This window comes from Sphingomonas sp. MM-1, assembly GCF_000347675.2.
GTDB classification, from domain to species: Bacteria; Pseudomonadota; Alphaproteobacteria; order Sphingomonadales; family Sphingomonadaceae; genus Sphingomonas_E; species Sphingomonas_E fennica.
Map to the genome: position 1 here is coordinate 2,532,224 of NC_020561.1, position 22,005 is coordinate 2,554,228.

Annotated in this window: 15 protein-coding genes; 8 read left to right on the plus strand and 7 right to left on the minus strand. The window is 66.4% G+C overall.

Going from position 1 to position 22,005, the window contains the following annotated elements:
* Nucleotides 1-3 precede the first annotated feature (3 nt).
* From G432_RS12190 to G432_RS12215, 6 genes are read right to left on the minus strand one after another with little or no spacing between them, the layout of a single operon-like run.
* Nucleotides 4-1,485, minus strand: coding sequence for a mannitol dehydrogenase family protein (locus tag G432_RS12190; protein ID WP_015459135.1), 1,482 nt, complete (start codon nt 1,483-1,485; stop codon nt 4-6).
* Entirely contained in the window at nt 1,482-2,897 is a 1,416-nt protein-coding gene (gene uxaC / locus G432_RS12195) for a glucuronate isomerase (protein ID WP_015459136.1), read from the minus strand. The genes G432_RS12190 and uxaC overlap by 4 nt, the downstream gene beginning before the upstream one ends.
* A 1-nt stretch (nt 2,898) precedes the next feature.
* Nucleotides 2,899-4,194, minus strand: coding sequence for an MFS transporter (locus G432_RS12200; RefSeq protein ID WP_015459137.1), 1,296 nt, complete (start codon nt 4,192-4,194; stop codon nt 2,899-2,901).
* Nucleotides 4,191-5,402, minus strand: coding sequence for a D-mannonate dehydratase ManD (manD, locus tag G432_RS12205; protein ID WP_015459138.1), 1,212 nt, complete (start codon nt 5,400-5,402; stop codon nt 4,191-4,193). Before manD ends, G432_RS12200 begins: the two co-directional genes overlap by 4 nt.
* Before the next feature lie 15 nt (nt 5,403-5,417).
* Nucleotides 5,418-7,817 (minus strand): glycoside hydrolase family 3 N-terminal domain-containing protein, encoded by a 2,400-nt coding sequence (locus G432_RS12210; protein WP_015459139.1) that lies wholly within the window; start codon nt 7,815-7,817, stop codon nt 5,418-5,420.
* Complete coding sequence (locus G432_RS12215) at nt 7,814-10,204, minus strand: glycoside hydrolase family 3 N-terminal domain-containing protein (protein WP_015459140.1); 2,391 nt, start codon at nt 10,202-10,204, stop codon at nt 7,814-7,816. The genes G432_RS12210 and G432_RS12215 overlap by 4 nt, the downstream gene beginning before the upstream one ends.
* 171 nt (nt 10,205-10,375) lie before the next feature.
* Here G432_RS12215 and G432_RS12220 point away from each other — a divergent pair, with 171 nt between their 5' ends.
* From G432_RS12220 to xylD, 4 genes are all read left to right on the plus strand, one after another.
* Nucleotides 10,376-12,526: an alpha-glucuronidase family glycosyl hydrolase gene (locus G432_RS12220; RefSeq protein ID WP_015459141.1), complete on the plus strand. Its 2,151-nt coding sequence runs from the start codon at nt 10,376-10,378 to the stop codon at nt 12,524-12,526.
* Nucleotides 12,527-12,691: 165 nt separating this feature from the next.
* Nucleotides 12,692-15,787: a TonB-dependent receptor gene (locus G432_RS12225; protein ID WP_041864898.1), complete on the plus strand. Its 3,096-nt coding sequence runs from the start codon at nt 12,692-12,694 to the stop codon at nt 15,785-15,787.
* Between the two features lie 108 nt (nt 15,788-15,895).
* A complete protein-coding gene (locus tag G432_RS12230; RefSeq protein ID WP_015459143.1) occupies nt 15,896-16,966 on the plus strand; it encodes a LacI family DNA-binding transcriptional regulator in 1,071 nt (356 codons plus the stop codon).
* 164 nt (nt 16,967-17,130) lie between these two features.
* Nucleotides 17,131-18,840 (plus strand): xylonate dehydratase XylD, encoded by a 1,710-nt coding sequence (gene xylD / locus G432_RS12235; RefSeq protein WP_269078708.1) that lies wholly within the window; start codon nt 17,131-17,133, stop codon nt 18,838-18,840.
* 118 nt (nt 18,841-18,958) lie between these two features.
* Here xylD and G432_RS23285 read toward each other — a convergent pair whose 3' ends face one another.
* Nucleotides 18,959-19,510, minus strand: a complete 552-nt coding sequence (locus tag G432_RS23285; RefSeq protein WP_144062040.1) for a hypothetical protein — start codon at nt 19,508-19,510, stop codon at nt 18,959-18,961.
* 340 nt (nt 19,511-19,850) lie between these two features.
* Between G432_RS23285 and G432_RS12240 the strand changes: the two genes are divergently transcribed.
* From G432_RS12240 to G432_RS12255, 4 genes are all read left to right on the plus strand, one after another.
* Nucleotides 19,851-20,552, plus strand: a complete 702-nt coding sequence (locus G432_RS12240; protein WP_015459145.1) for a hypothetical protein — start codon at nt 19,851-19,853, stop codon at nt 20,550-20,552.
* 150 nt (nt 20,553-20,702) lie between these two features.
* Nucleotides 20,703-21,083, plus strand: a complete 381-nt coding sequence (locus G432_RS12245) for a DUF5681 domain-containing protein (RefSeq protein WP_202192008.1) — start codon at nt 20,703-20,705, stop codon at nt 21,081-21,083.
* Between the two features lie 85 nt (nt 21,084-21,168).
* On the plus strand, nt 21,169-21,585 hold the full coding sequence (locus tag G432_RS23290) for a hypothetical protein (RefSeq protein ID WP_015459147.1): 417 nt from the start codon (nt 21,169-21,171) through the stop codon (nt 21,583-21,585).
* Nucleotides 21,575-21,904 carry a hypothetical protein gene (locus tag G432_RS12255; protein WP_015459148.1) on the plus strand — a complete coding sequence of 110 codons (330 nt, stop codon included), beginning with the start codon at nt 21,575-21,577 and terminating at the stop codon, nt 21,902-21,904. The genes G432_RS23290 and G432_RS12255 overlap by 11 nt, the downstream gene beginning before the upstream one ends.
* Nucleotides 21,905-22,005: the final 101 nt, after the last annotated feature.

A 22,005-nucleotide genomic window follows, 5' to 3' on the forward strand; every position in this document is an offset into this window, starting at 1 on the left:
CGGTCACGGCCTTTCCTTGGAAAGCAGGGAGGCGATCGCCGCGCGCGATCCCGCCTCGCCGAGCAAGGCGAGATGGCGGGTCAGCGTGGCGCGGAAGCCGGCATCGCCCGCGAGCCGGGGCGGAAAGATCGCCTCGATCGCGAGCAGCGCCGCCACCCGATCGGCCGGGGATGCGGCACCGGCGAGCCTCGCCGCCGTCACCGCCGCCAGCGGATCGTCGACGGTGAAGATGGCGCCGCTGTCGTCGCGCCCGTCCTGCCAGCGCATCCATGCGGCCACGGCCAATGCGAGCGCCTCCACGGGCAGGCCGCGATCGAGCCGCGCCGCGATCGGGGCGAGCAGCCGTTGCGGTAGCTTCTGCGATCCGTCCATGGCGATCTGCCGCGTGCGATGCTGCAGCGAACTGTTGGCGAAACGCGCCATCAGCGCGGCGCGATAGGCCGGGATATCGAGGCCCGGCGGCGGGGATAGCGTGGCGGCCGCCTCGTCCCACAGCGCCTTGACGAAGCCACGCCCTTCGGCAAGGCCGACGAACTGGTGGACGAAATCCACGCCGGCCAGCCCGCCCAGATAGGCGATGCCCGAATGCGCGCCGTTCAGCAGCCGCAGCTTCGCGTCCTCCCATGGCGCCACCGATCGGGTGATCTGGGCGCCGAACCGCTCGAAATCGGGCCGTTCGCCGGCGAACCGATCCTCGATCACCCATTGGGAGAAAGGCTCGGTCTTCACCATCGCCTGGTCCTCCAGCCCGGTGCGGGCGGCGAGAGCTGCGATATCCTCGTCCCGCGTGGCCGGCACGATGCGGTCGACCATGGTTTCCGGGAAGGCGCCATGCTGCGCGATCCAGTCGGCAAGGCCTGCGTCATGCTGCGCAGCAATCGCCAGCACGGCGGCCCGCAGGCGGGAGCCGTTGTGCGGCAGATTGTCGCAGGAAATGGCGGTGAAGGGCGCGAGGCCGGCCGCGCGGCGGCGGGCGAGGGCGGCGACGATGAAGCCGGGGGCGGTGCGCGGCGCGGCAAGATCGCGCAGATCGGCCGCGACATCGTCATCACCGGCCAGCAGCGCGCCGGTCGCGGGATCGAGCTTATAGCCCTTCTCGGTCACGGTAAGCGTGACGATGTGGACGCCCGGCGCGGACATCGCCGCCACCAGCGCGGCGGGATCGCGCGGCGCCACCAGCACCTCCCGGATCGCGCCGATCACCCGCACGTCCTCCGCCGCGCCATCGCGGACGACGAGCGAGTAGAGGCCGTCCTGCGGCGCCATCTGGTCGTGCACGGCAGGCGATCGCAGCGACGCGCCGATGATCCCCCAGCGAAGATCGCCAGCGGCCAGCGCCGCATCGAACAGCGCGGCCTGGTGCGCGCGGTGGAAGGCGCCGATGCCGATATGGACGACGCCGGTGGCGATCGCCCCGCGATCATAAGCCGGCCGCGCGATGCCGGGGGGAAGCAGGTCGATGGTCGTCGCGGACAGGCGCGTCACAGCCTGTAGGCCTTCTTCACCAGATCATAGGTGAGGGCGCGGGCCAGCTCGTGCGCCTCATCCTCCTCCAGCCGATGCTCCGCCACCAGCCGGGCGAGGAAGCCGCAGTCCATCCGCCGCGCGACATCGTGCCGCGCCGGAATGGAAAGGAAGGCGCGGGTATCGTCGTTGAAGCCGACCGTGTTGTAGAAGCCGGCCGTCTCCGTCACCTGCTCGCGGAAGCGGCGCATGCCTTCGGGGCTGTCGTGGAACCACCAGGGCGGGCCGAGCCGCAGCGCCGGATAATGGCCGGCGAGCGGCGCCAGCTCGCGCGCATAGGCGGTCTCGTCCAGCGTGAAGAGGATGATGGTGAGATCGCGTTCGTTGCCGAACCGGTCCAGCAGCGGCTTCAGCGCCTCGACATAGCCGGTGGGCACCGGGATATCGGCGCCCTTGTCGCGCCCGAACCGGCCGAGCAGCGCCGGATTGTGGCTGCGGTGGACGCCGGGATGGATCTGCATGACCATGCCGTCCGCCACGCTCATCCGCGCCATTTCGGTGAGCATGTGGGCGCGGAACAGCTCCGCCTCGGCCGCCGTCACCGGGCCGGAACGCACGCGGGCATAGAGCGCCTCGATCTCGGCGCGCGGCAGGTCCGCCGTGCGGGCGCTCGGATGGCCGTGATCGGTGGAGGTGGCGCCCGCCGCGCGGAAGAAGGCGCGCCGGTTCTCGTGCGCGCGCAGATAGCCGGCGAAGGTGGAGATATCCTCGCCGGCCACCTCGCCGAAGCGGATCAGGTTGCCGGCAAAGCCCGGATGCTCCGGGTCCATCACCGGATCGGGGCGGTAGGCGGTGACGACGCGGCCATGCCAGCCGCTTTCGCGGATCGCGCGATGATGCTCCAGCGGATCGAGCGGGCTTTCGGTGGTGGCGATCAGCTCGATCCCGAACCGGTCGAACAGGGCGCGCGGGCGGAAGGCGGGGGTGGGAAGCGCGGCCGCGATCACATCGTAATAATGATCGGCGGTGGCGGCCTCCAGCCGGATGTCGATGCCGAATATCTCGGCGAACACCCAGTCCAGCCACAGCCGCGAAGGCGTGCCGCGGAACAGGTGGTAATGGCTGGCGAACAGCCGCCAGATCGCGCGCGGATCGGTCTCGGTGGCGCTGCCGTCCGCCGTGGGCACGCCCAGCGCCTCCAGCCCCACGCCCTGGCTGTAGAGCATGCGGAACACATAATGATCGGGCACGATCAGCAGCTCCGCCGGATTGGCGAAGGGCTGGTCGTAGGCGAACCAGACCGGATCGGTATGGCCGTGCGGGCTGACGATCGGCAGGTCCTTCACGCCGGCATAGAGCGCGCGGGCGATGGCGCGGCTGCGTTCGTCGGCGGGGAAGAGGCGGTCGGGGTGGAGGCGCAGCGGATGGGTCATGTCAGGCCTGTCGGGCGGAAAGCTTGGTGGCAGGGGCATAATGCGGATTGATCAGGTGGACCACCAGCAGCGCCACCAGATAGGCCGATCCCGAAACGATGAAGATCGGCGTGTAGGTGCCGACCGTCTCCAGCACATAGCCGGCATATTTCGACATCAGCATGCCGCCGGCCGCCCCGGCGAAGCCGCCGAGGCCGACGACGGTGCCCGCGGCCCAGCGCGGGAACAGATCGGCCGGCATCGAGAAGAGATTGCTGGAAAAGCCCTGATGGCCCGCGCAGGCCAGCCCGATCAGCGCCACGGCGATCCAGATCGACGGCGCATACATGGCGAAGGTGACGGGGGTGACGACGAGCGCGCAGGCGAGCATCGCCGTCTTGCGGGCGCGATTGGCGCTGATGCCGCGCCCCAGCAGCCGCGACGAATACCAGCCGCCCAGGATCGAGCCGACATCGGCGATGATGTAGATCGCGATCAGCGGGGGGCCGAAGCCCTTGAGATCGACGGCGTAGCGCTTGGAGAAGAAATCCGGCAGCCAGAACAGGAAGGTCCACCAGATCGGATCGATCAGGAAGCGGCCGGCCATATAGGCCCAGGCCTGCCGGCAGGCGAGCACCTGGCGGAAGCTGGCCTTGCCCTCGGTCTCGAACGGCTCCGCCTCGATATAGGCGATCTCCTCCCGCGTGATGCTCGGATGCTCGCGCGGGCGGCGGTAGAAGGCGATCCAGGCGCCGATCCAGATGAGGTTGAACAGGCCGGTGATGATGAAGGCCGATTGCCAGCCCATCGCCAGCGTGATGAGCGGCACGATCAGCGGCGTCACGATCGCGCCGACATTGGCGCCGGCGTTGAAGATGCCGATGGCCAGCGCGCGCTCCCGCTTGGGGAACCATTCGGCGGCGGCGGCGAGCGCGGCGGGATAGGTGCCGGATTCCCCCAGCGCCAGCGGGATGCGGGCAAGCGCGAAGCCGGTGGTGGTGGTGACGAGGGCGTGCGCCATATGGCCCGCCGTCCATACCGCCATCGCCAGCAGATAGCCCAGCTTGGCGCCGACCCGGTCGATCAGCCGCCCGAAGAAGAGGAAGCCGATGCCGTAGGCGGCCTGGAACCAGAAGACCACGTCGCCATAGCCGCTTTCGGACCAGCCATATTCCTGCTGCAGCGTGGGCTTCAGCACCGAAAGGACGAGGCGGTCGACATAGCTGAGCACCACCGCCGCGAAGAGCAGCGCGCAGATGATCCAGCGCACCTTGCCCTTGGGGGGCGGCGGAATGAGGGATTTGTCCACCGCGATCACCAGTTGGTCATGGTGCCGTCCTGGAGGCGGTTCACGGGGAGGTAGGCGCGCTTATATTCGTATCTGGCGGCCAGCTCCTCGTCGATGTCCACGCCCAGGCCCGGCTGGTCGCCGGGATGCATCAGGCCGTCCGCAAAGCCGTAGGCATGGGGGAAGACGGCATCGGTCTCGGCGGTGTGGCGCATATATTCCTGGATGCCGAAATTCGGCACCGACAGTCCGAAATGCAGCGCCGCCGCCATGCACACCGGCGACAGATCGGTCGCGCCATGGCAGCCGGTGCGGACATTGTGCAGGTCCGCGAAGCTCGCGATCCGCCTGAGATGGGTGAGCCCGCCGGCATGGACCACGGTGGCGCGGATATAGTCGATCAGCTGCTCCTCGATCAGCTGCTTGGCATCCCAGATCGAATTGAACACCTCGCCCACCGCCAGCGGCGTCGTGGTGTGCTGGCGGATCAGGCGGAAGTTCGCCTGGTTCTCGGCCGGGGTCGCATCCTCCAGCCAGAAGGGGCGATAAGGCTCCAGGTCCTTGCCCAGCCGGCCCGCCTCGATCGGCGTCAGCCGGTGGTGGATGTCGTGGAGGAGATGCACGTCCCAGCCCAGCGCCTCGCGCGCGGCCTCGAACAGCGGCGGCACCGAACGGAGATATTTCTCGCTCGACCAGACATTCTCGGTCGGCAGGTCGGCATCGGCGGGCTCGTAGAAATAACGGTCCTTCGACACGCCATAGGTGGAGGCCAGCCCCGGCACCCCCGATTGCAGGCGGATCGCCTTATAGCCCTGCTCCTGGTAATGGAGCGCATTGTCGATCGTCTCCTCGATCGTCCTGCCGTTGGCGTGGCCATAGACCATCACGCCCTCGCGGCTCGCGCCGCCGAGCAGCTGGTAGACCGGAAGCCCGGCGATCTTGCCCTTGATGTCCCACAGCGCGGTATCGACCGCCGCGATCGCCGACATCGTCACCGGCCCGCGCCGCCAATAGGCGCCCTTGTAGAGGAACTGCCAGATATCCTCGATCCGGTGCGCATCCCGCCCGATCAGGCAGGGCGCGACATGATCGGCGAGGTAGGAGGCCACCGCCAGCTCGCGCCCGTTCAGGGTCGCATCGCCCAGTCCATATATCCCCGCCTCCGTCTCGATCTTCAGCGTCACGAAATTGCGACCAGGGCTCGTCACGATAACTCGCGCAGCGGTGATCCTCGGCATGGCTGTCCTGTCCTGTCAGGCGATCTCGAGGATCGCGGTTTTCAGATGTTCGCTGTCGGGGCCGGCCATGATGTCGAAGCGGCCGGGCTCGACCACCTCCTCCATCGCCTCGTTCCACAGCGCGAAGGCATACCGGCCCAGCGTGAAGCGAAGCGTGCGCGCCTCGCCGGGGGCCAGCGTGACGCGGGCGAACTGCTTCAGTTCCTTGAGCGGGCGCGTGACCGACGATAGCTGATCGCGGACATAGATCTGCACCACCTCGTCGCCCGCGCGATCGCCGATGTTGCGCACGTCGACCTCCACGGTGACGCTGCCGTCCACGCCGATCCGCGCCGCCGAAAGGCGGGGAGCGCCGATATCGAAGCGGGTGTAGCTGAGCCCGTGACCGAAGGGGAAAAGCGGGGCCGCATCCTCGAACAGATAGCCCCGCCGCGACGATGGCTTGCGGTTGTAGAAAAGCGGAATCTGGCCCGCGTCGCGCACCACGGAAACGGGCAGCTTGGCGCCGGGATTGACATCGCCGAACAGCGCGTCGGCCATGGCGGTGCCGCCCTCCTGCCCCGGATACCAGCAGAGCAGCACGGCATTGGCTTTGGCGGCGACGCCGGGCCAGCTTGGCGGGCGGCCGTTGATGGCGACGACGACGATCGGCTTGCCCAGCGCGTGGAGCGCATCGAACAGCGCATTCTGCTCGCCCACCAGATCCACGCTGGTGCGATCGCCGAGATGGTTTTTCGCAAAGCCCTCGCGGCTGGTCTGCTCGGTATCGCCGATCGCGAGCAGGATGACGTCGGCCTTGCGGGCGATGGCGACCGCCTCGGCGATCAGGCGGTGGTTCTCCGCCGGATCGGCGAGCAGCACCTCGTCGGCCGATCGATCCTCGCTGCGGGTGATGAACACGCCCTGGGCGTGGACCACCTCCGCCTTGCCGGCCAGCTTCGCGCGCACCCCGTCCAGCAGGCTCACCGCCTGGCGCGGGGTGCTGGAATAGCCGCCCAGCCGGGCGATGGCGGCATTGGGGCCGATCACCGCCACGGTCGGATGCGCGCCCGGCTTCAGCGGCAGGGTGCCGTCGTTGCTGAGCAGGCACAGCGATTTGCGCGCGGCCTCGAGCGCGAGCGCGCGGGCCTCCGCATTGCCGGTGATGCGATCGGCGGCGGCGAAATCGGCATAGGGATTTTCGAACAGGCCGGCGCGGAACTTCAGGCTCAGCATCCGCGCGCAAGCCTCGTCGATCCGCGCCTCGGAAACCTCGCCGGCGCGGACGGCATCGACGAGGTGGCGGAAGGTCGCCCCGTCCGGCAGCTCGCTGTCCACCCCGGCATTGACCGCGATCACGCCGGCGGCGCGCACGTCCGGGGCGACATGGTGGATCGTCGCCAGCTCGTCGATGGCGGTATAGTCGCTCACGACGATGCCGCCGAACTTCCATTCGCCGCGCAGCACATCCTGCAGCAACCAGCGGTTGGCGTGGGACGGCACGCCGTCTATCTCGTTATAGGACGGCATCACCGCCTCGATCCCGGTGCGGCCGACGACCGCGCGGAAGGGCGGGAAGAAATTCTCCCGCAGCTCGCGTTCCGATATCGGCGCGGGGCCGACATTGGTGCCGCTCTGCGGCTGGCCGTGGCCGGTCATGTGCTTCAGCGTGGCGAAGACCTTGCCGGGCTTCAGCACATCGCCCTCGCCCTGAAGGCCCTGCACGGCGGCGACGCCCATCTCCCCGCAGAGATAGGGATCCTCGCCGAACGTTTCCTCGATCCGGCCCCAGCGCGGATCGCGGGCGATATCGACGACGGGCGAAAGCGCCAGGTGGACGCCGCGCGCGCGCACCTCGCGGGCGATCACGCCTTGCACGTCCCGCATCAGATCGCGGTCGAAGCTGCCGGCCAGCGCGATCGCCTGCGGGAACATGGTGGCATCCGTCGCCATATAGCCGTGGAGCGATTCCTCGTGGAACAGCACGGGGATGCCGAGCCGGGTCTGGGTCGTCGCCCAGCGCTGGACGGCGTTGACGAACTTCACCGTGTCCTCGGGCGTCCGCCAGCGCGCGCCGGTGCCGCCCGCGACATCGGCGACGGCCGGACCGCCGCGCCGGTCGGACGGGCGGGTGATCTGGCCGAAGCTGGCCGGATAGGCGCGCGATGCCCGGGCGGGATCGAAATCCAGCCCGCCTTCCACCATCACGTCCTTCTTCGTCGCCCAGAGCGCGATCATCTGGGCGACCTTCTCCTCCAGCGTCATGCGGGACAGGAGATCGCGGACGCGCGCCTCGGCCGGCTGCGTCGCATCCTTGTAGAGCGGGCGGCCCGCCCCGCGCGCGAAGGCGGCGGAGGAGGATGCCGCGCTCGCCGCCAGCACCGATCCCGATGCCAGCCAGCCGAGCGCCTGCCGGCGGGCGATGCCGATGCTCACGGCTTCACCGTCAGGGTGACGGTCTTCAAGTCGACCGAATTAGGGCCGGCCATGATGTCGAACTCGCCCGGTTCGACCACGCGCTCCATCCGGTCGTTCCACATCTGGAAACTGGCGGGCGTCAGCCTGATCTTCACGGTGCGCCGCTCGCCGGGCTGGAGGGTGACGCGCTGGAAGCCCTTGAGCTCCTTCACCGGCCGCGTGACCGAGCTTACCTTGTCGCGGACATAGACCTGCACGGTCTCGTCGCCGGCGCGGCTGCCGGTATTGGCGACGTCGACCAGCACGTCGACATCGCCGTCCGGCCGGATGGTGCCCGCCGAAAGGCGCGGCTGGCCGATATCGAAACTGGTGTAGCTCAGCCCCCAGCCGAACGGGAAAAGCGGGGCCGTGGTATCGAACAGATAGCCGCGATGGGCGCTGGGCTTATGATTGTAGAACATCGGCAGCTGGCCGACATTGCGCGGGATGGTGACGGGCAGCTTGCCGCCCGGATTGACCGTGCCGAACAGCACGTCCGCCACGGCATTGCCGCCCTGTTCGCCCAGATACCAGCCTTCGATCAGCGCGTTGGCCTGCTCCGCGATCGTCACGGTCGAGGCGGGGCGGCCGTTGATGAGGATGACGGTGATCGGCTTGCCCAGCGCCTTCAGCGCATCGAACAGCGCCTGCTGCTCGCCCACCAGGTCCAGGCTCGGGCGGTCGCCGATATGGTTGTCGGCCCAGGCCTCGCGGCTGGTCTGCTCGGTATCGCCGATGGCGAGCACGATCCGGTCCGCCTTCTTCGCCACCTCGACCGCCTCGGCGATCATCCGGCGGTTGGCGGCGGGATCGGCGAGCTTCACCTCGTCCGCCCACCAATCGTCATTCTCGGTGATCTTCACGCCCGGCGCGAACAGGATATTGGCGCGGTTGCCCGCCCGATTCCTGATGCCTTCGAGGATCGAGACGCTGTGCGGCGGCTGGCCGTAATAGCCGCCCAGCCGCGCGACGTCGGCATTGGGGCCGATCACGGCGATGGTGGGCTTCGCCGCCAGCGACAGCGGCAGGGTGCCGTCGTTCTTGAGCAGCGTGATCGCCTGCTGCGCGGTCTTCAGCGCAAGCGCGCGGGCGGCATCGTTGTTGGTGATCGCCAGCGCCTGCCGCACGTCGGCATAGGGGTTTTCGAACAGGCCCGCGCGGAACTTCAGGTCCAGCATGCGGCGCACCGCAACGTCGACCCTGGCCTCGTCCACCCGGCCCTCGCGCACGGCCTTCACCAGCGTCTTGTAGGAAAGGCCCTCGGGCAGGTCGGAATCGACGCCGGCATCGAGCGCGCGGATCGCCGCGCCTTCCAGATCGGGCGAGACATGATGCAGGCTCATCAGCTGGTCGACCGCCGAATAATCACTGACGATCGCGCCCTTGAAGCCCCATTCGCCGCGCAGCACGTCCTGCAGCAACCAGCGGTTGGCGTGGGAGGGCACGCCGTCGATCTCGTTATAGGACGCCATCACCGCCTCGATCCCGGTGCGGCGGACCACCTGTTCGAACGGGGGGAAGAAATTCTCGCGCAGCTCCCGCACCGATATCGGCGCCGGGCCGACGTTGGTGCCGCTTTCGGGCTGGCCATGGCCGGTGAGGTGCTTGAGCGTCGCGAAGACATGGCCGGCCGGCAGCAGGCGATCGGCGCTCGTGTCGCCCTGGAGGCCCTGCACGGCGGCGACGCCCATTTCGCCGACCAGATAGGGGTCCTCGCCGAACGTCTCCTCGATCCGGCCCCAGCGCGGATCGCGCGCCACGTCCACCACCGGGGAAAGCGCCAGATGCACGCCGCGCGCGCGAATCTCGCCCGCGATCACGCCGTTGATCTGGCGGATCAGACCGGGGTCCCAGGTGGAGGCGAGCGCCATCGCCTGCGGGAAGCTGGTGGCGCCGACGGCGGCATAGCCGTGCAGCCCTTCCTCATGGAACAGGATCGGGATGCCGAGCCGGGTCTGCGTCGTCGCCCAGCGCTGGAGCGCGTTGACCAGCGCGATCGTCTGCCGGACGTCGCGGCCGGGCACGACGCGCGGCGAGACGGCGCCGCGCGCGTCGGACGGGCGGGCGAACTGGCCGATGCCGTCCGGCCAGACGGCGGGCAGCTTCTTCGGATCGAGCTGGAGCTGGTCGTCGAAGACGGCGGTCTTGCCTTCCCAGACGGTGATGATCTGGGCGACCTTCTCCTCCAGCGTCATCCGCTTGAGCAGATCCTCGACGCGGGCCTCGACGGGCTGGGACGCATCCTTGTAGATAGGCCGGGCCGGCGCCTGCTGCGCGGCGGCGATCACGGGCGCGACGAGGGGCGTTCCGATCGCGGTGATCGCGGAAGCGCAGGCAAGCATGGCAAGGCGGGCGCTGGAACGCATTTCGTCTCCTCTCCTGTCGCGGCTATGCCGCCTGCGACGACATTGGCGCGCCGCTTTATTGATTGATAGCGCTACCATGATATAGTCCCGCAAAGCTTGTCAATGGCGGACGGCAGCCGCGACCATTTCAAAACGTGGCGCCGTGGAAAGGGAGAAGGGATGAGGAAAGGGGTGTTCGGCGCCTGCCGCGCGCTGATTCTGGCGGTGGTGGCGCTGCTGGCAAGCGGGCCGGCCATGGCCGAGGACGGCTATGACCTCTGGCTGCGCTATCGCCCGCTCGCCGATTCGGCGCAGGCGCGCTACCGGCCGTTGGCGACGGCGATCGCCGCCCCGCAGGACGATCCCTCGATCCGCATCGCCGCAGCCGAGCTGCATCGCGGCCTTACCGGCCTGCTGCGCGCCGACGTGCCGGCATCGGCCGACGCCATCGCGCCCGGCGCGATCCTGCTCGGCACCGGCGGGGACAGGCGGATCGCCGCGCTCGGCCTGCCCCTTTCGACGCTTGGCCGGGAAGGCTATCTGATCCGCAGCGTCCGCGTGGACGGCAAGCCGGCGACGGTGATCGCCGCCAACAGCGGCGTCGGCGTGCTCTACGGCGCCTTCCATCTGCTCCGCCTCGTCCAGACCGGCGATCCGATCGATCGGATCGACATCCGTTCGGTGCCCAAGGTGGAGCTGCGCCTGCTCAACCATTGGGACAATCTCGATCGCTCGGTGGAGCGCGGCTATGCCGGCCAGTCGATCTGGGACTGGTGGAAGCTGCCGGACATCACCAATCCCCGTTATGTCGATTATGCCCGCGCCAATGCGTCGATCGGGATCAACGGCACCGTCCTCAACAACGTCAACGCCAAGGCGGACAGCCTGACCGCGCCTTATATCGCCAAGGCGGCGAAGCTGGCGGACATTTTCCGCCCCTATGGCATCCGCGTCTATCTTTCCGCGCGCTGGTCGGCGCCGATCGAGATTGGCGGGCTCAAGACGGCCGATCCGCTCGATCCCGCCGTCGCCGCATGGTGGAAGGCCAAGGCGGACGAGATCTATGCCGCCATCCCCGATTTTGGCGGCTTCCTGGTGAAGGCCAATTCGGAAGGCCAGCCGGGGCCGCAGGACTATCAGCGCAGCCACGCCGATGGCGCCAACATGCTGGCGGCGGCGGTGAAGCCCCATGGCGGCATCGTGATGTGGCGCGCCTTCGTCTATGCGCATGAAAATCCCGACGATCGCGCCAAGCAGGCCTATGACGAGTTCAAGCCGCTGGACGGCAGGTTCGCCGACAATGTGATCGTGCAGGTGAAGAACGGTGCGATCGATTTCCAGCCGCGCGAACCCTTCCATCCGCTGTTCGGCGCGATGCCCAAGACGCCGCTGATGATGGAATTCCAGATCACCAAGGAATATCTCGGCTTCGCCACCCACCTCGTCTATCTCGGCGCGCTGTTCGAGGAGACGCTGGCGAGCGACACCTTCGCCAAAGGCAAGGGATCGACCGTCGCCCGCGTGATCGATGGATCGCTGGAAGGCCATGCGCGGACCGGCATGGCCGGCGTCGCCAATATCGGCGTCGATCGCGACTGGACGGGATCGCAGTTCGATCAGGCCAATTGGTATGCCTTCGGCCGGCTCGCCTGGGACCCGGAGGCCTCGGCCAGAAGGATCGCGGCGGACTGGGCGGGGATGACCTTCTCCACCGATCCCGCCTTCGTCGCGCCGGTGGTCGACATGATGATGCGTTCGCGCGAGGCGGTGGTCGATTATATGACGCCGCTGGGCCTGCACCACCTGATGGCGACCGGCCATCACTACGGCCCCGGCCCCTGGGTCGACGATCTCGAGCGGCCTGACTGGAACCCGGTCTATTATCACAGGGCCGATGCCCAGGGGATCGGCTTCGACCGGACGAAGACGGGCAGCAACGCCGTCGCCCAATATGCGCCGCCGGTGGCGCGGCAGTTCGGCGATATCCGCACCGTGCCGGAACGCGATCTGCTGTGGTTCCACCATGTGCGCTGGGATCACCGCATGGCATCGGGCCGCATTTTGTGGGACGAGCTTGTTACCCGTTATGATCGCGGCGTTGCCGAGGTGGCGGCGATGCGGGCGCGCTGGGCGACGCTAGCACCTTATGTGGATGCCGATCGCCACGCCGACGTGATGCGCTTCCTGGCGGTGCAGGCGCGGGAGGCGCAGTGGTGGCGCGATGCCTCGATCGCCTATTTCGCCACCTTCGCCCGGCGGCCGCTGCCGGCGGGATCGCCGCCGCCGGCGCATGATCTGGACTATTACAAGGCGCTGCGTTTTCCTTACGCGCCAGGAAATTGAGCGCTAACATACTTTGAAATAGCACGGAATTATTCGCGGAAAGACCGATTGACACGTCCGGAGAAATGGACGTAGGTTGTGAAATGTGAGCGCTACCAAACAGGGGTGTGGCGCCCCGCGGATCAGCCCATGTGAGGCCGGCCGCGGTTGGGAGAGGGGAGTGACATGTCTACCGAATCACAGACTCGCTTTGCCGTGCGTCGGCTGGCCCTGCTGGGCGCGACGATCCTGGCGGGGCATTGCGTTCCCGCTTTCGCGCAGGATGCTTCGCCGGCCACGGCCGCCAACGTGTCCAACGAGGACATCATCGTCACCGGCTATCGCGCCAGCCTTCTGAGCTCGACCAACGCCAAGCGCGACGCCATCGGCTTCACCGATTCCGTCTTCGCCGAAGATATCGGCAAGTTCCCGGATACGAACATCGCCGAATCCTTCAACCGCATCCCCGGCATCACCATCGTCCGCGACACTTCCGGCGAGGGCCTGAACGTCGCGATCCGCGGCCTCGGCACCAATTTCACCAAGGTGCTGCTGAACGGCGCGCCGGTGGCGGTGGCATCGAGCGGCCGCATGGATTCGCAGAACACCAACCGCGAAGTCGATCTGGACATGTTCCCGACGGAGCTGTTCACCCAGCTCACCGTCAGCAAGACGCCCACGGCCGAGCAGGTCGAAGGCGGCGCCGCCGGCACCGTCGACATGCGCAGCGCGCGGCCGTTCGACAAGCCGGGCACGCGGATCGCCTATTCGCTGCAGGGCACCAAGAACAGCGCGGCGGACGGCTGGGGCCAGCGCGGCTCGCTGCTCGCCAGCACCACCTTCGGCGATTTCGGCGTGATCGCCGGCGTCACCGGCGTGCGCAACAAGGTGAACACCAAGGGCTTCGAGACGATCGGCTGGACGAATGCCAATCTGTCGGCCGCGCAATGCGGTGCCGCCACGGGCTGCAACAATACCGGCGGCGGCAACTGGTCGATCCCCGGCACGGTGCCCAGCAATGCCGGCAACGGCCTGACGGCCGGCGAGACGATCGACAAGCAGTGGCTGCTCGATCACAATCCCGGCCTCACCATCCAGCAGATCGACAACGCCCTGCTGCCGCGCCTTGGCCGCCCATCCGAGACGTTCGGCACCAAGAAGCGCTACAATGCGATCTTCGGCCTGCAATATAAGCCGAGCGACGATCTCAATATCTATGTCGACTCGCTATATGGGCGGAAGAAGAACAACCTCCAGCGCATCGACATGAACTGGGTCGTCCGCAGCGGCGCGCCGATCCCGATCAACATGCAGGTCGATCGCGACGATTGCGGCGGCGGTTGCGTCGTCACCGACGGCACCTTCGCCAATTCGCAATTCTTCCTGGAATATCGTCCCTTCATCGAGGACACGAAATTCTGGGGCGTCAATCCCGGCATCGAATGGCAGGCGACCGACACCATCAAGGTCGACCTCCAGGGCAATTGGACGGAAAGCCGCTTCCATCGTGAATCGCCGTCGGTGGTGCTGAGCACGGCCGCGAATTCCGGCCTGACCGTCGATTACAGCAATGACGGCGGCATCCCCAGCATCGCCTCCAATGTCGACCTGAACGATCCGGCCAATTTCGGCTGGTTCCCCGGCAGCCGCGTCAACGTGCAGGACGAACGCCGCCTGACCAAGACCAAGGGCATTCGCGGCAACCTGACCTGGGGGGATGCGCGCCTGAACCTGCGGGTCGGCGGCGCCTATGACGATGTGTCGCGCCGCATCCGTGCCTATGACAACAGCCAAGCCTGGCAGAATGCGGCTTGCGGCGGCAATCCCAATGTCTTCCTGCTTTCGCCGAACAGCCAGCCGGCCTGCGAGGGCCTGACCTCCGTCACGCCGGGCCAGCCGGGCTATCCCAGCTATCCGGCGCTGGGCACGGGCTATTCCAGCGGGATCACCACGCCGCTGGTCTATCAGGGGTCGCTGATCCCCAACAGCGCGGTCGCATCCTATCTGCGCCCCGGCCCCGGCTTCGTGACGCTGGACTGGAAGAAGTTCGCCGGCGCTTCCAACTATGATTATTTCCACGACAATGCGCCCGAGGCCGGTGCCGCCAATACCGGCGCCAGCGGCGGCTATGTCCGCGAGAAGACGACCGGCGCCTATGCCGAGGTGAACGGCGACATCGACGTGGCCGGCAACCCGCTGCGCTTCAACATCGGTATCCGCTACGCCCACACCGATCAGACGATCGGCGGCCAGGTGTCGCTTGCCGATCCGCGCAATCCGCCGGCGCCGCCTTCGGGGCCGAATCCGGCCGACGGCTCGCTCTACCCGAACGTCATCAATTTCGTGGAGACGCAGAACAGCTACGACAACTGGCTGCCTTCGGCGAGCGCGGCCTATAATGTCGCGGACAATGCGGTGGTCCGCGTCTCGCTTTCCAAGACGATGACGCGGCCCGATCCGAACGCGATGCTGCCGGGCGTGAACTTCAGCACCCCGTCCGCCGATCAGGCGACGATCGGCAATCCGGCGCTGAAGCCCTTCATCTCGAAGAATATCGATCTGGGCTTCGAATATTATACCGGCGGCGCCGGCTATGTGAGCTTCGCGGCGTTCCGCAAGTCGATCAAGGGCTTCACCCAGACCGGCTTCAACACCGTCGCCTTCACCGATCTGGCGGCCTACGGCATCACCTACGATACGCTGACGCCTTCGCAGCAGCAGGCGATCGACGCCCGCGGCGGGCCGGGCCAGGCCGATGTCGTGGTGCAGCAGCAGGTGAACGCCACCGGCACGCTGACCGTCAACGGCCTGGAGTTCAACTGGGTCCAGCCGCTCGATTTCCTGCTGGATCGCTATCTGGGCGTGAAGGGCTTCGGCTTCACCGCCAATGCCACCATCATCGACCAGAAGGGCACGGGTGCTGCGCCGGCGGTGGCGCTGGGCGTCGCCAAATATGCCTATAACCTGACGGCCTATTACGAGAATGGCGGCTTCATGGCGCGCCTGTCGACCACCTACAACAAGGGCTCGCAAAGCTCGCTGGGCGGCCAGAACGGCATTTCGGCCGCGGCGTTGTTCTCCGACAGCTACCAGCAGTGGGATTTCTCCTCGAGCGTCGATCTGGAGAAGGTGTTCGGCCTCAACCACGGTCCGCAGCTCACCTTCGACGTGGTGAACATCTTCAACGCGAAGCAGCGCAGCTACTTCCAGTTCGAAAACGCCACCTTCACGCAGTACAAGCCGGGAACCCAGTTCCTGATCGGCCTGCGCGGAACCTTCTGATTTCCCCACCCTCGGCGGCCGGCAGCGATGTCGGCCGCCTCTTTCCCTGGCCGGTAGCGGCAGGCCCGCCGGTTGCTGTAAGGCAATCGTAACAGGTGGGAGAACCAGATGGCCAATAAGGTTTCACGACGGCAGGGCGGCGCCCCCACGATCGCGGACGTCGCGCGGGAGGCCGGCGTGTCGCCGATGACGGTGTCGCGCGTCATCAACGGCGAAAAGAACGTGCGGGAGGCCACCCGCGAGGCGGTGAACGCGGCGATCGCCGCGCTGAACTATGCCCCCAATCCCGCGGCGCGCAGCCTGGCGGGCGCGGACCAGATCCGCATCGGCCTGCTCTACAGCAACCCGTCCTCCGCCTATCTCAGCGAATTCCTCGTCGGCGGCCTCGATCAGGCCAGCCGCCGCAACGTGCAGCTCGTGGTCGAGAAATGCGATCTCGACCGGCATGAGGTGGAGGTGGCCCAGCGGCTGGTCGCCAGCGGGATAGACGGCATCATCCTGCCGCCGCCGCTCTGCGATTCCCAGGCGGTGCTGAAGGTGCTCGCCGATGCCGGCACGCCCGCCGTCGCCGTCGCCACCGGCCGCGTGGCCGATAACGTATCCGCCGTCAGCATCGACGATTTTGAGGCGGCTTTCGCGATGACGCGCCATATCGTGTCGCTCGGCCATCGCCGCGTCGGCTTCATCATCGGCAATCCCAACCAGACCGCCAGCGGCCGCCGCCTCGAAGGCTATCGCGCGGCGCTGGAGGCGGCGGGCCTGCCCCTTGCGGACGAGCTGATCACCCAGGGCCTCTTCACCTACCGATCGGGCCTGGACGCGGCCGAGCGGCTGCTGGAACTGGCCGAGCCGCCATCGGCGATCTTCGCCAGCAATGACGACATGGCGGCCGCCACGGTGGCGGTGGCGCACCGCCGCGGCCTGGACGTTCCGGGCGACCTCACCGTCTGCGGGTTCGACGATACCGCGCTGGCGACGACGATCTGGCCGGAACTGACCACCATCCACCAGCCCATCACCGACATGTCGCGCGCGGCGGTGGAATTGCTGGTGGACGAGATCAAGCGCCGGCGCGGCGGCGAAGGCGAGAAGCACCGCCGCATGCTGCTGGATTTCACGCTGGTGCGCCGCCAGTCCGATGCCGCGCCGCGCCGCCGACCGACGTTCAGCATGGCGTGAAGCCTTGACGGCCAAGGGGCCCATGGTAACGCTACCATAGAAAGGAGTTCCGGGCGCGGTAGTAGGCTGCCGCCGGCCGGACATGCAGGAGAGGTTCCGTGCCGCGCACCCCCGTTCGCCCCTTCCGCTCGCGCGACTGGTTCGCCGATCCCGCCCGATCGGACATGACGGCGCTCTATCTCGAACGTTTCATGAATTACGGGATCACGCCGGAGGAACTGCGCTCCGGCCGGCCGATCATCGGCATCGCCCAGACGGGCAGCGATCTCTCCCCCTGCAACCGCATACACCTCGATCTCGCGCGCCGGGTGCGGGACGGGATTCGCGATGCCGGCGGGATTCCGATGGAATTCCCGGTCCATCCGATCTTCGAAAATTGCCGCCGGCCCACTGCCGCGCTCGATCGCAACCTCGCTTATCTCGGGTTGGTTGAGATACTTTACGGCTATCCCATCGATGCCGTGGTGCTGACCACGGGTTGCGACAAGACGACGCCTTCGGGGATCATGGCGGCTTCCACCGTCGATATTCCCGCCATCGTCCTTTCCGGCGGGCCGATGCTGGATGGCTGGCATGAAGGCGAGCTGGTCGGCTCCGGCACCGTCATCTGGCGCAGCCGCCGCAAGCTTGCCGCCGGGGAGATCGACGAGGAGGAATTCCTCAACCGCGCGTGCGACAGCGCGCCCTCCGCCGGCCATTGCAACACCATGGGCACGGCATCGACGATGAACGCGGTGGCCGAGGCGCTGGGCCTGTCGCTCACCGGCTGCGCGGCGATCCCCGCGCCCTATCGCGAACGCGGCCAGATCGCCTATGAAACCGGGCGCCGCATCGTCGACATGGCCTATGAGGATCTGCGCCCGTCGCGCATCCTGACGCGCCGGAGCTTCCTCAACGCCATTGCCGTGGTCAGCGCCGCCGGCGGCTCCAGCAATGCCCAGCCGCACATCCAGGCGATGGCCCGGCATGCCGGCGTCGAGATCGGCCCGGACGACTGGAGCGCGGCCTATGATCTGCCGCTGATCGTCAACATGCAGCCGGCCGGCAAATATCTCGGCGAACGTTTCCACCGTGCGGGCGGCGTGCCGGCGGTGATGTGGGAGCTGCTGGGCGCCGGGCGCCTCGATGGCGATTGCCTCACCGTCACCGGCCGCAGCGTGGCCGACAATCTGGCCGGCCGCGAGGCTTCGGACCGGGAGGTGATCCGCCCCTTCGCCGATCCGCTGATGGATCGCGCGGGCTTCCTCGTGCTCAAGGGCAATCTGTTCGATTTCGCGATCATGAAGACCAGCGTGATCTCCGATGCCTTCCGCCAGCGCTACCTCAGCCGGCCGGGGCAGGAAGGCGTGTTCGAGGCGCGGGCGATCGTGTTCGACGGATCGGACGATTATCACCACCGCATCAACGATCCGGCGCTCGATATCGACGAAAATTGCATCCTCGTCATCCGCGGCTCAGGCCCGATCGGCTGGCCGGGCTCGGCCGAGGTGGTCAACATGCAGCCGCCCGACGCGCTGATCCGCAAGGGTATCCTGACGCTGCCCACGCTGGGCGACGGCCGCCAGTCCGGCACGTCGGACAGCCCGTCCATCCTCAACGCCTCGCCGGAAAGCGCGGCTGGCGGCGGGCTGGCCTGGCTGCGCACCGGCGACATCCTCAGGATCGATCTCAACGATGGCACCTGCGACGCGCAGGTCGACGCGGCCGAAATCGCCCGCCGCAAGGCCGAAGCCCCGCCGCCCGTGCCCGCCAGCCACACCCCCTGGGAAGAACTCTACCGCGAAAAGACCGGCCAGCTGGCCGACGGCGCCGTCCTGGAATTCGCGGTGAAATACCGTGCCGTGGCGGACAAGACGCCGCGGCATAATCACTGAGGGCGATATGGCGGCCGGGTGTCCTGCGTCGCTGGGAGCAGGGCGGAGTGGCGCACATGCTCGCTGACGGTGCCCCCGCATGGCTACTAGTGTGGCACGAGCAGCAGCGTCAGCCGCGCTATTTCGTTTTGAATGTCGCTGTCGCGATTAGCTGCACTCTGTCCAATCGTTGCTTAGGCTTGACTGCTCGACTGATTTGGATCGTCATGGCAGGCTCTTCGCGATTCCGGAAAGTGGTGGAAGCCATTCCGTCTTTTATCGAGTTGCTCTGCTGCTCCCAACGACTCCTGAATGCAGGCGAAGCAAGGACCGCTTCAATCGCAGGCTGAAGGTCCGCATTGCCGCCACCAGTGATGTGGCACATCGGTAGTTGGTCAGAGACAACCAAAATGTAGCCGGCACCTTCCGTTGAGTTGATGCGCCAGAAGTGATTTGCCTGCCGAAGTTGGGTGGGGGGAAGGTTTACGGCTTCCACGCTCTCCACCAATCCCATCTTCGCGCCGAGGCCGACAGCCTTTATGAACGGCTCAGGGCCACTAGCCCAACTGGCGGGGTCAAGCACCCAAGTCTCGCAGCCTTTCAACGCTCCACTGAAGCCCCGTTCGAGATCAGATTCCGCGTATGCTGGCGCGGCAAATGCAAGCGCAAGGCTTAAAATGACAAATCTCATGCCGCTGTATTACCGTAGTGCTGACCGGCATGCTACTCGCGTTTTGCGACAGTGAACAAAGTAAGCTCACAGCAGTACGCATTCTTACAATGCTCTTACACGATGCTTATGGGCTGTGTGCAGCCTAGCTACGGATGCCATAAGTTACTGTATTTGTAAGAAAAATTTGGTGGACGCACTAGGGCTCGAACCTAGGACCAGCTAATATACTATATGGTGTTCACTAGCGTCAGAACTGAACTAAGTAATTGTTTTAACAAATAAAATACTTGCGGACCTTCAACCGGCCTCCCTAGCTTATAGCCAATGTCTAGCCGCATCCGACATTGGAGTTCGATAAATGGCCGATGAAATTGATACCCGCGTCACCCCGTCTTTTCATCCTGACACTGTGCGGGCAATTGTCGAATACGACGACGACACCGCCAGCATTCTTGCCGGGGCCGAAGCCGCATTGACCGAAGCCTATATCGGGGTCGGGCGCGTCCATGATGCCCGTGAGGCGGGCAAGCGCAACCCGGCATGGAACGAAGCCGCTGCCCTCATTGAAACGCAGAACTTCGCGGACAAGATGACCGCGAACCTCGCCAAGCGGTTCGATAGCGCTACGGCGAACCTGACCCGCGTGATTGAGGGGCTTGAGCGCGACCTGTCCCAGCCCATTGAGGGCGGCGGCGTGGGAGCCATGGCGGGCGAGATTCGCGCCTATGTTCACGCGCTGCCCGAAGGCCAGCGGATGGGGTTCATCAACCGAGCCATCGAAGCGGGCGACACCCGAACGGTCGGCGCGTGCCTTGGTGGACCTGCCTACCTGTGCGGCCTGACCCCTGAAATGCAGACGGCGCTCCTTCGCGTGCATCACGAGAAGTCTAATCCCCGCATGGCGAAGCAACTAAGGGCGGCGAAGGCGGGTCTTGAACTGCTCGGCGAACGCGGCGGCCTCATCTTCAAGGAGATGGAGAAGGGGGTCGGGGCGAAACAAGCAAAAGTGCAGCAACTTCGTGCAGCAAAGGCGGCGGCTGAAAAGTCGTTCGTCGTCTGACCTGTTCTAAACAATCCGGGATTCAGTTCAGATGCATCGACACATCGCACCTTGGGAGCAGGGCTTCCAGACCGTCACCGCTCCACCGCCCGCACCGCCAATTCCGAAGCGCCGCCAGCCCCGCCGGGGAACCCGGCATGGACAAAGGGGGTGAGCGGCAACCCCGCTGGTCGCCCGCCCGGTCGTCCCGATAAGCGGCTGCTCGCCACGCAGCAGATGCTCGACGAAATGCGAAACATCGTTGCCGTGCTGGTCGGCAAAGCGCTGGAAGGGGATTCTAACGCTGCGGCAATCGTCTTGAGCAAGGTGCTGCCCTCCGTGAAGGCGCAGGCCGAGAAGGTGAACTTCGAGTTCGATGCCACGGCACCGATTAGCGATCAGGTCGCCCAGGTGCTTGATGCCGTTGCCGCTGGCGCAGTCGCGCCCGATGTCGGCAGGCTCATCATCGACAGCATCAAATCGCTCGCGGACGTGCGCGCCAGCGAGGAGCTTGAGGCCCGGATCGCCACTCTTGAGGAGAAGCAAGGGTGAGCGTGCAAACAGCAAAATATGCGTCGTTTGCGAAGGGGCCGAGATGTGACGGCTTCCACGAAAATCCCATCGTAGGGGCACCGGCATGAAGATTCAAACAACCCGCAATGTGGTCATCACAGAGCAGCCCGAACCGGATGACGTGTTCGTCCAAATCTCGTTGCTTGGACCCGGTGACGAACCCGGTCTGTGGCACCCGCGCAGCTTGGGCTACGAGCCGGTCAGTAACTATCAGGCAGCGGTAGATTGGGCGGTCGGGATGGCGGACCAGTTCGCCAAGCCCATCTATGTCGTCCCGCTCAATCACCGCGACATTCTGCTCACCGGCAGGTTCGACCCCATGCGCGCAGCAATCCAGCGCATGACCGATCAGGAGCGCGGCGAGATGCGGCGGGTCGTTGTGACCACATGCTGCGAGGTCATGCGGGACTGCGATGACCCGGAAATCCGCGCAGATATGTTCGACGTGCTGCGCAAGCTGAAGGTGACATATGAAAGCTGATATACCGAAAGAGGAACGCCAGCGCCTTGAGAGGGAGCAGTGGGCGGAAATTCGCGCTGCCCTCGTTCGCCGCCACTTCGCTACCATGCAGGAACAGATGGCGATTGACGCAACGCTGCACCGCTTGGAGCGTGAACACCTCACGCAAGCCGCGCCTGCCATCAACGCCATGCTGGCGGGCATGGGTCACGCCCCGGTGCCCCTCGCTGCACCTGTGGTCATTCCCGAACCTGAACCCGTCGCGCCGGAGCCGGTTGCGGTTCGTCCCGGTGCGCCTGACCTGCCCTTTGACCTACGCCAGCGCTTTGGACTGCGATAACCACAATGGCGGGCATCCGGGCCTTGCAGAAGCGGACGGCGAAGCTGGAGGATGCCGGGATGTGGAGCGGCGTGCAAAATTGACCCCCTTAGCGGGGTGAT

What these genes read in the sequence shown, in the direction of transcription:
- G432_RS12215 (WP_015459140.1), bottom strand. Translation starts at nt 10,204, where the DNA reads ATGCGTTCCAGCGCCCGCCTTGCCATGCTTGCCTGCGCTTCCGCGATC.
- G432_RS12240 (WP_015459145.1), top strand. Translation starts at nt 19,851, where the DNA reads ATGGCCGATGAAATTGATACCCGCGTCACCCCGTCTTTTCATCCTGAC.
- G432_RS23285 (WP_144062040.1), bottom strand. Translation starts at nt 19,510, where the DNA reads ATGAGATTTGTCATTTTAAGCCTTGCGCTTGCATTTGCCGCGCCAGCA.
- G432_RS12225 (WP_041864898.1), top strand. Translation starts at nt 12,692, where the DNA reads ATGTCTACCGAATCACAGACTCGCTTTGCCGTGCGTCGGCTGGCCCTG.
- G432_RS12230 (WP_015459143.1), top strand. Translation starts at nt 15,896, where the DNA reads ATGGCCAATAAGGTTTCACGACGGCAGGGCGGCGCCCCCACGATCGCG.
- manD (WP_015459138.1), bottom strand. Translation starts at nt 5,402, where the DNA reads ATGCCGAGGATCACCGCTGCGCGAGTTATCGTGACGAGCCCTGGTCGC.
- G432_RS12255 (WP_015459148.1), top strand. Translation starts at nt 21,575, where the DNA reads ATGAAAGCTGATATACCGAAAGAGGAACGCCAGCGCCTTGAGAGGGAG.
- uxaC (WP_015459136.1), bottom strand. Translation starts at nt 2,897, where the DNA reads ATGACCCATCCGCTGCGCCTCCACCCCGACCGCCTCTTCCCCGCCGAC.
- xylD (WP_269078708.1), top strand. Translation starts at nt 17,131, where the DNA reads ATGACGGCGCTCTATCTCGAACGTTTCATGAATTACGGGATCACGCCG.
- G432_RS23290 (WP_015459147.1), top strand. Translation starts at nt 21,169, where the DNA reads ATGAAGATTCAAACAACCCGCAATGTGGTCATCACAGAGCAGCCCGAA.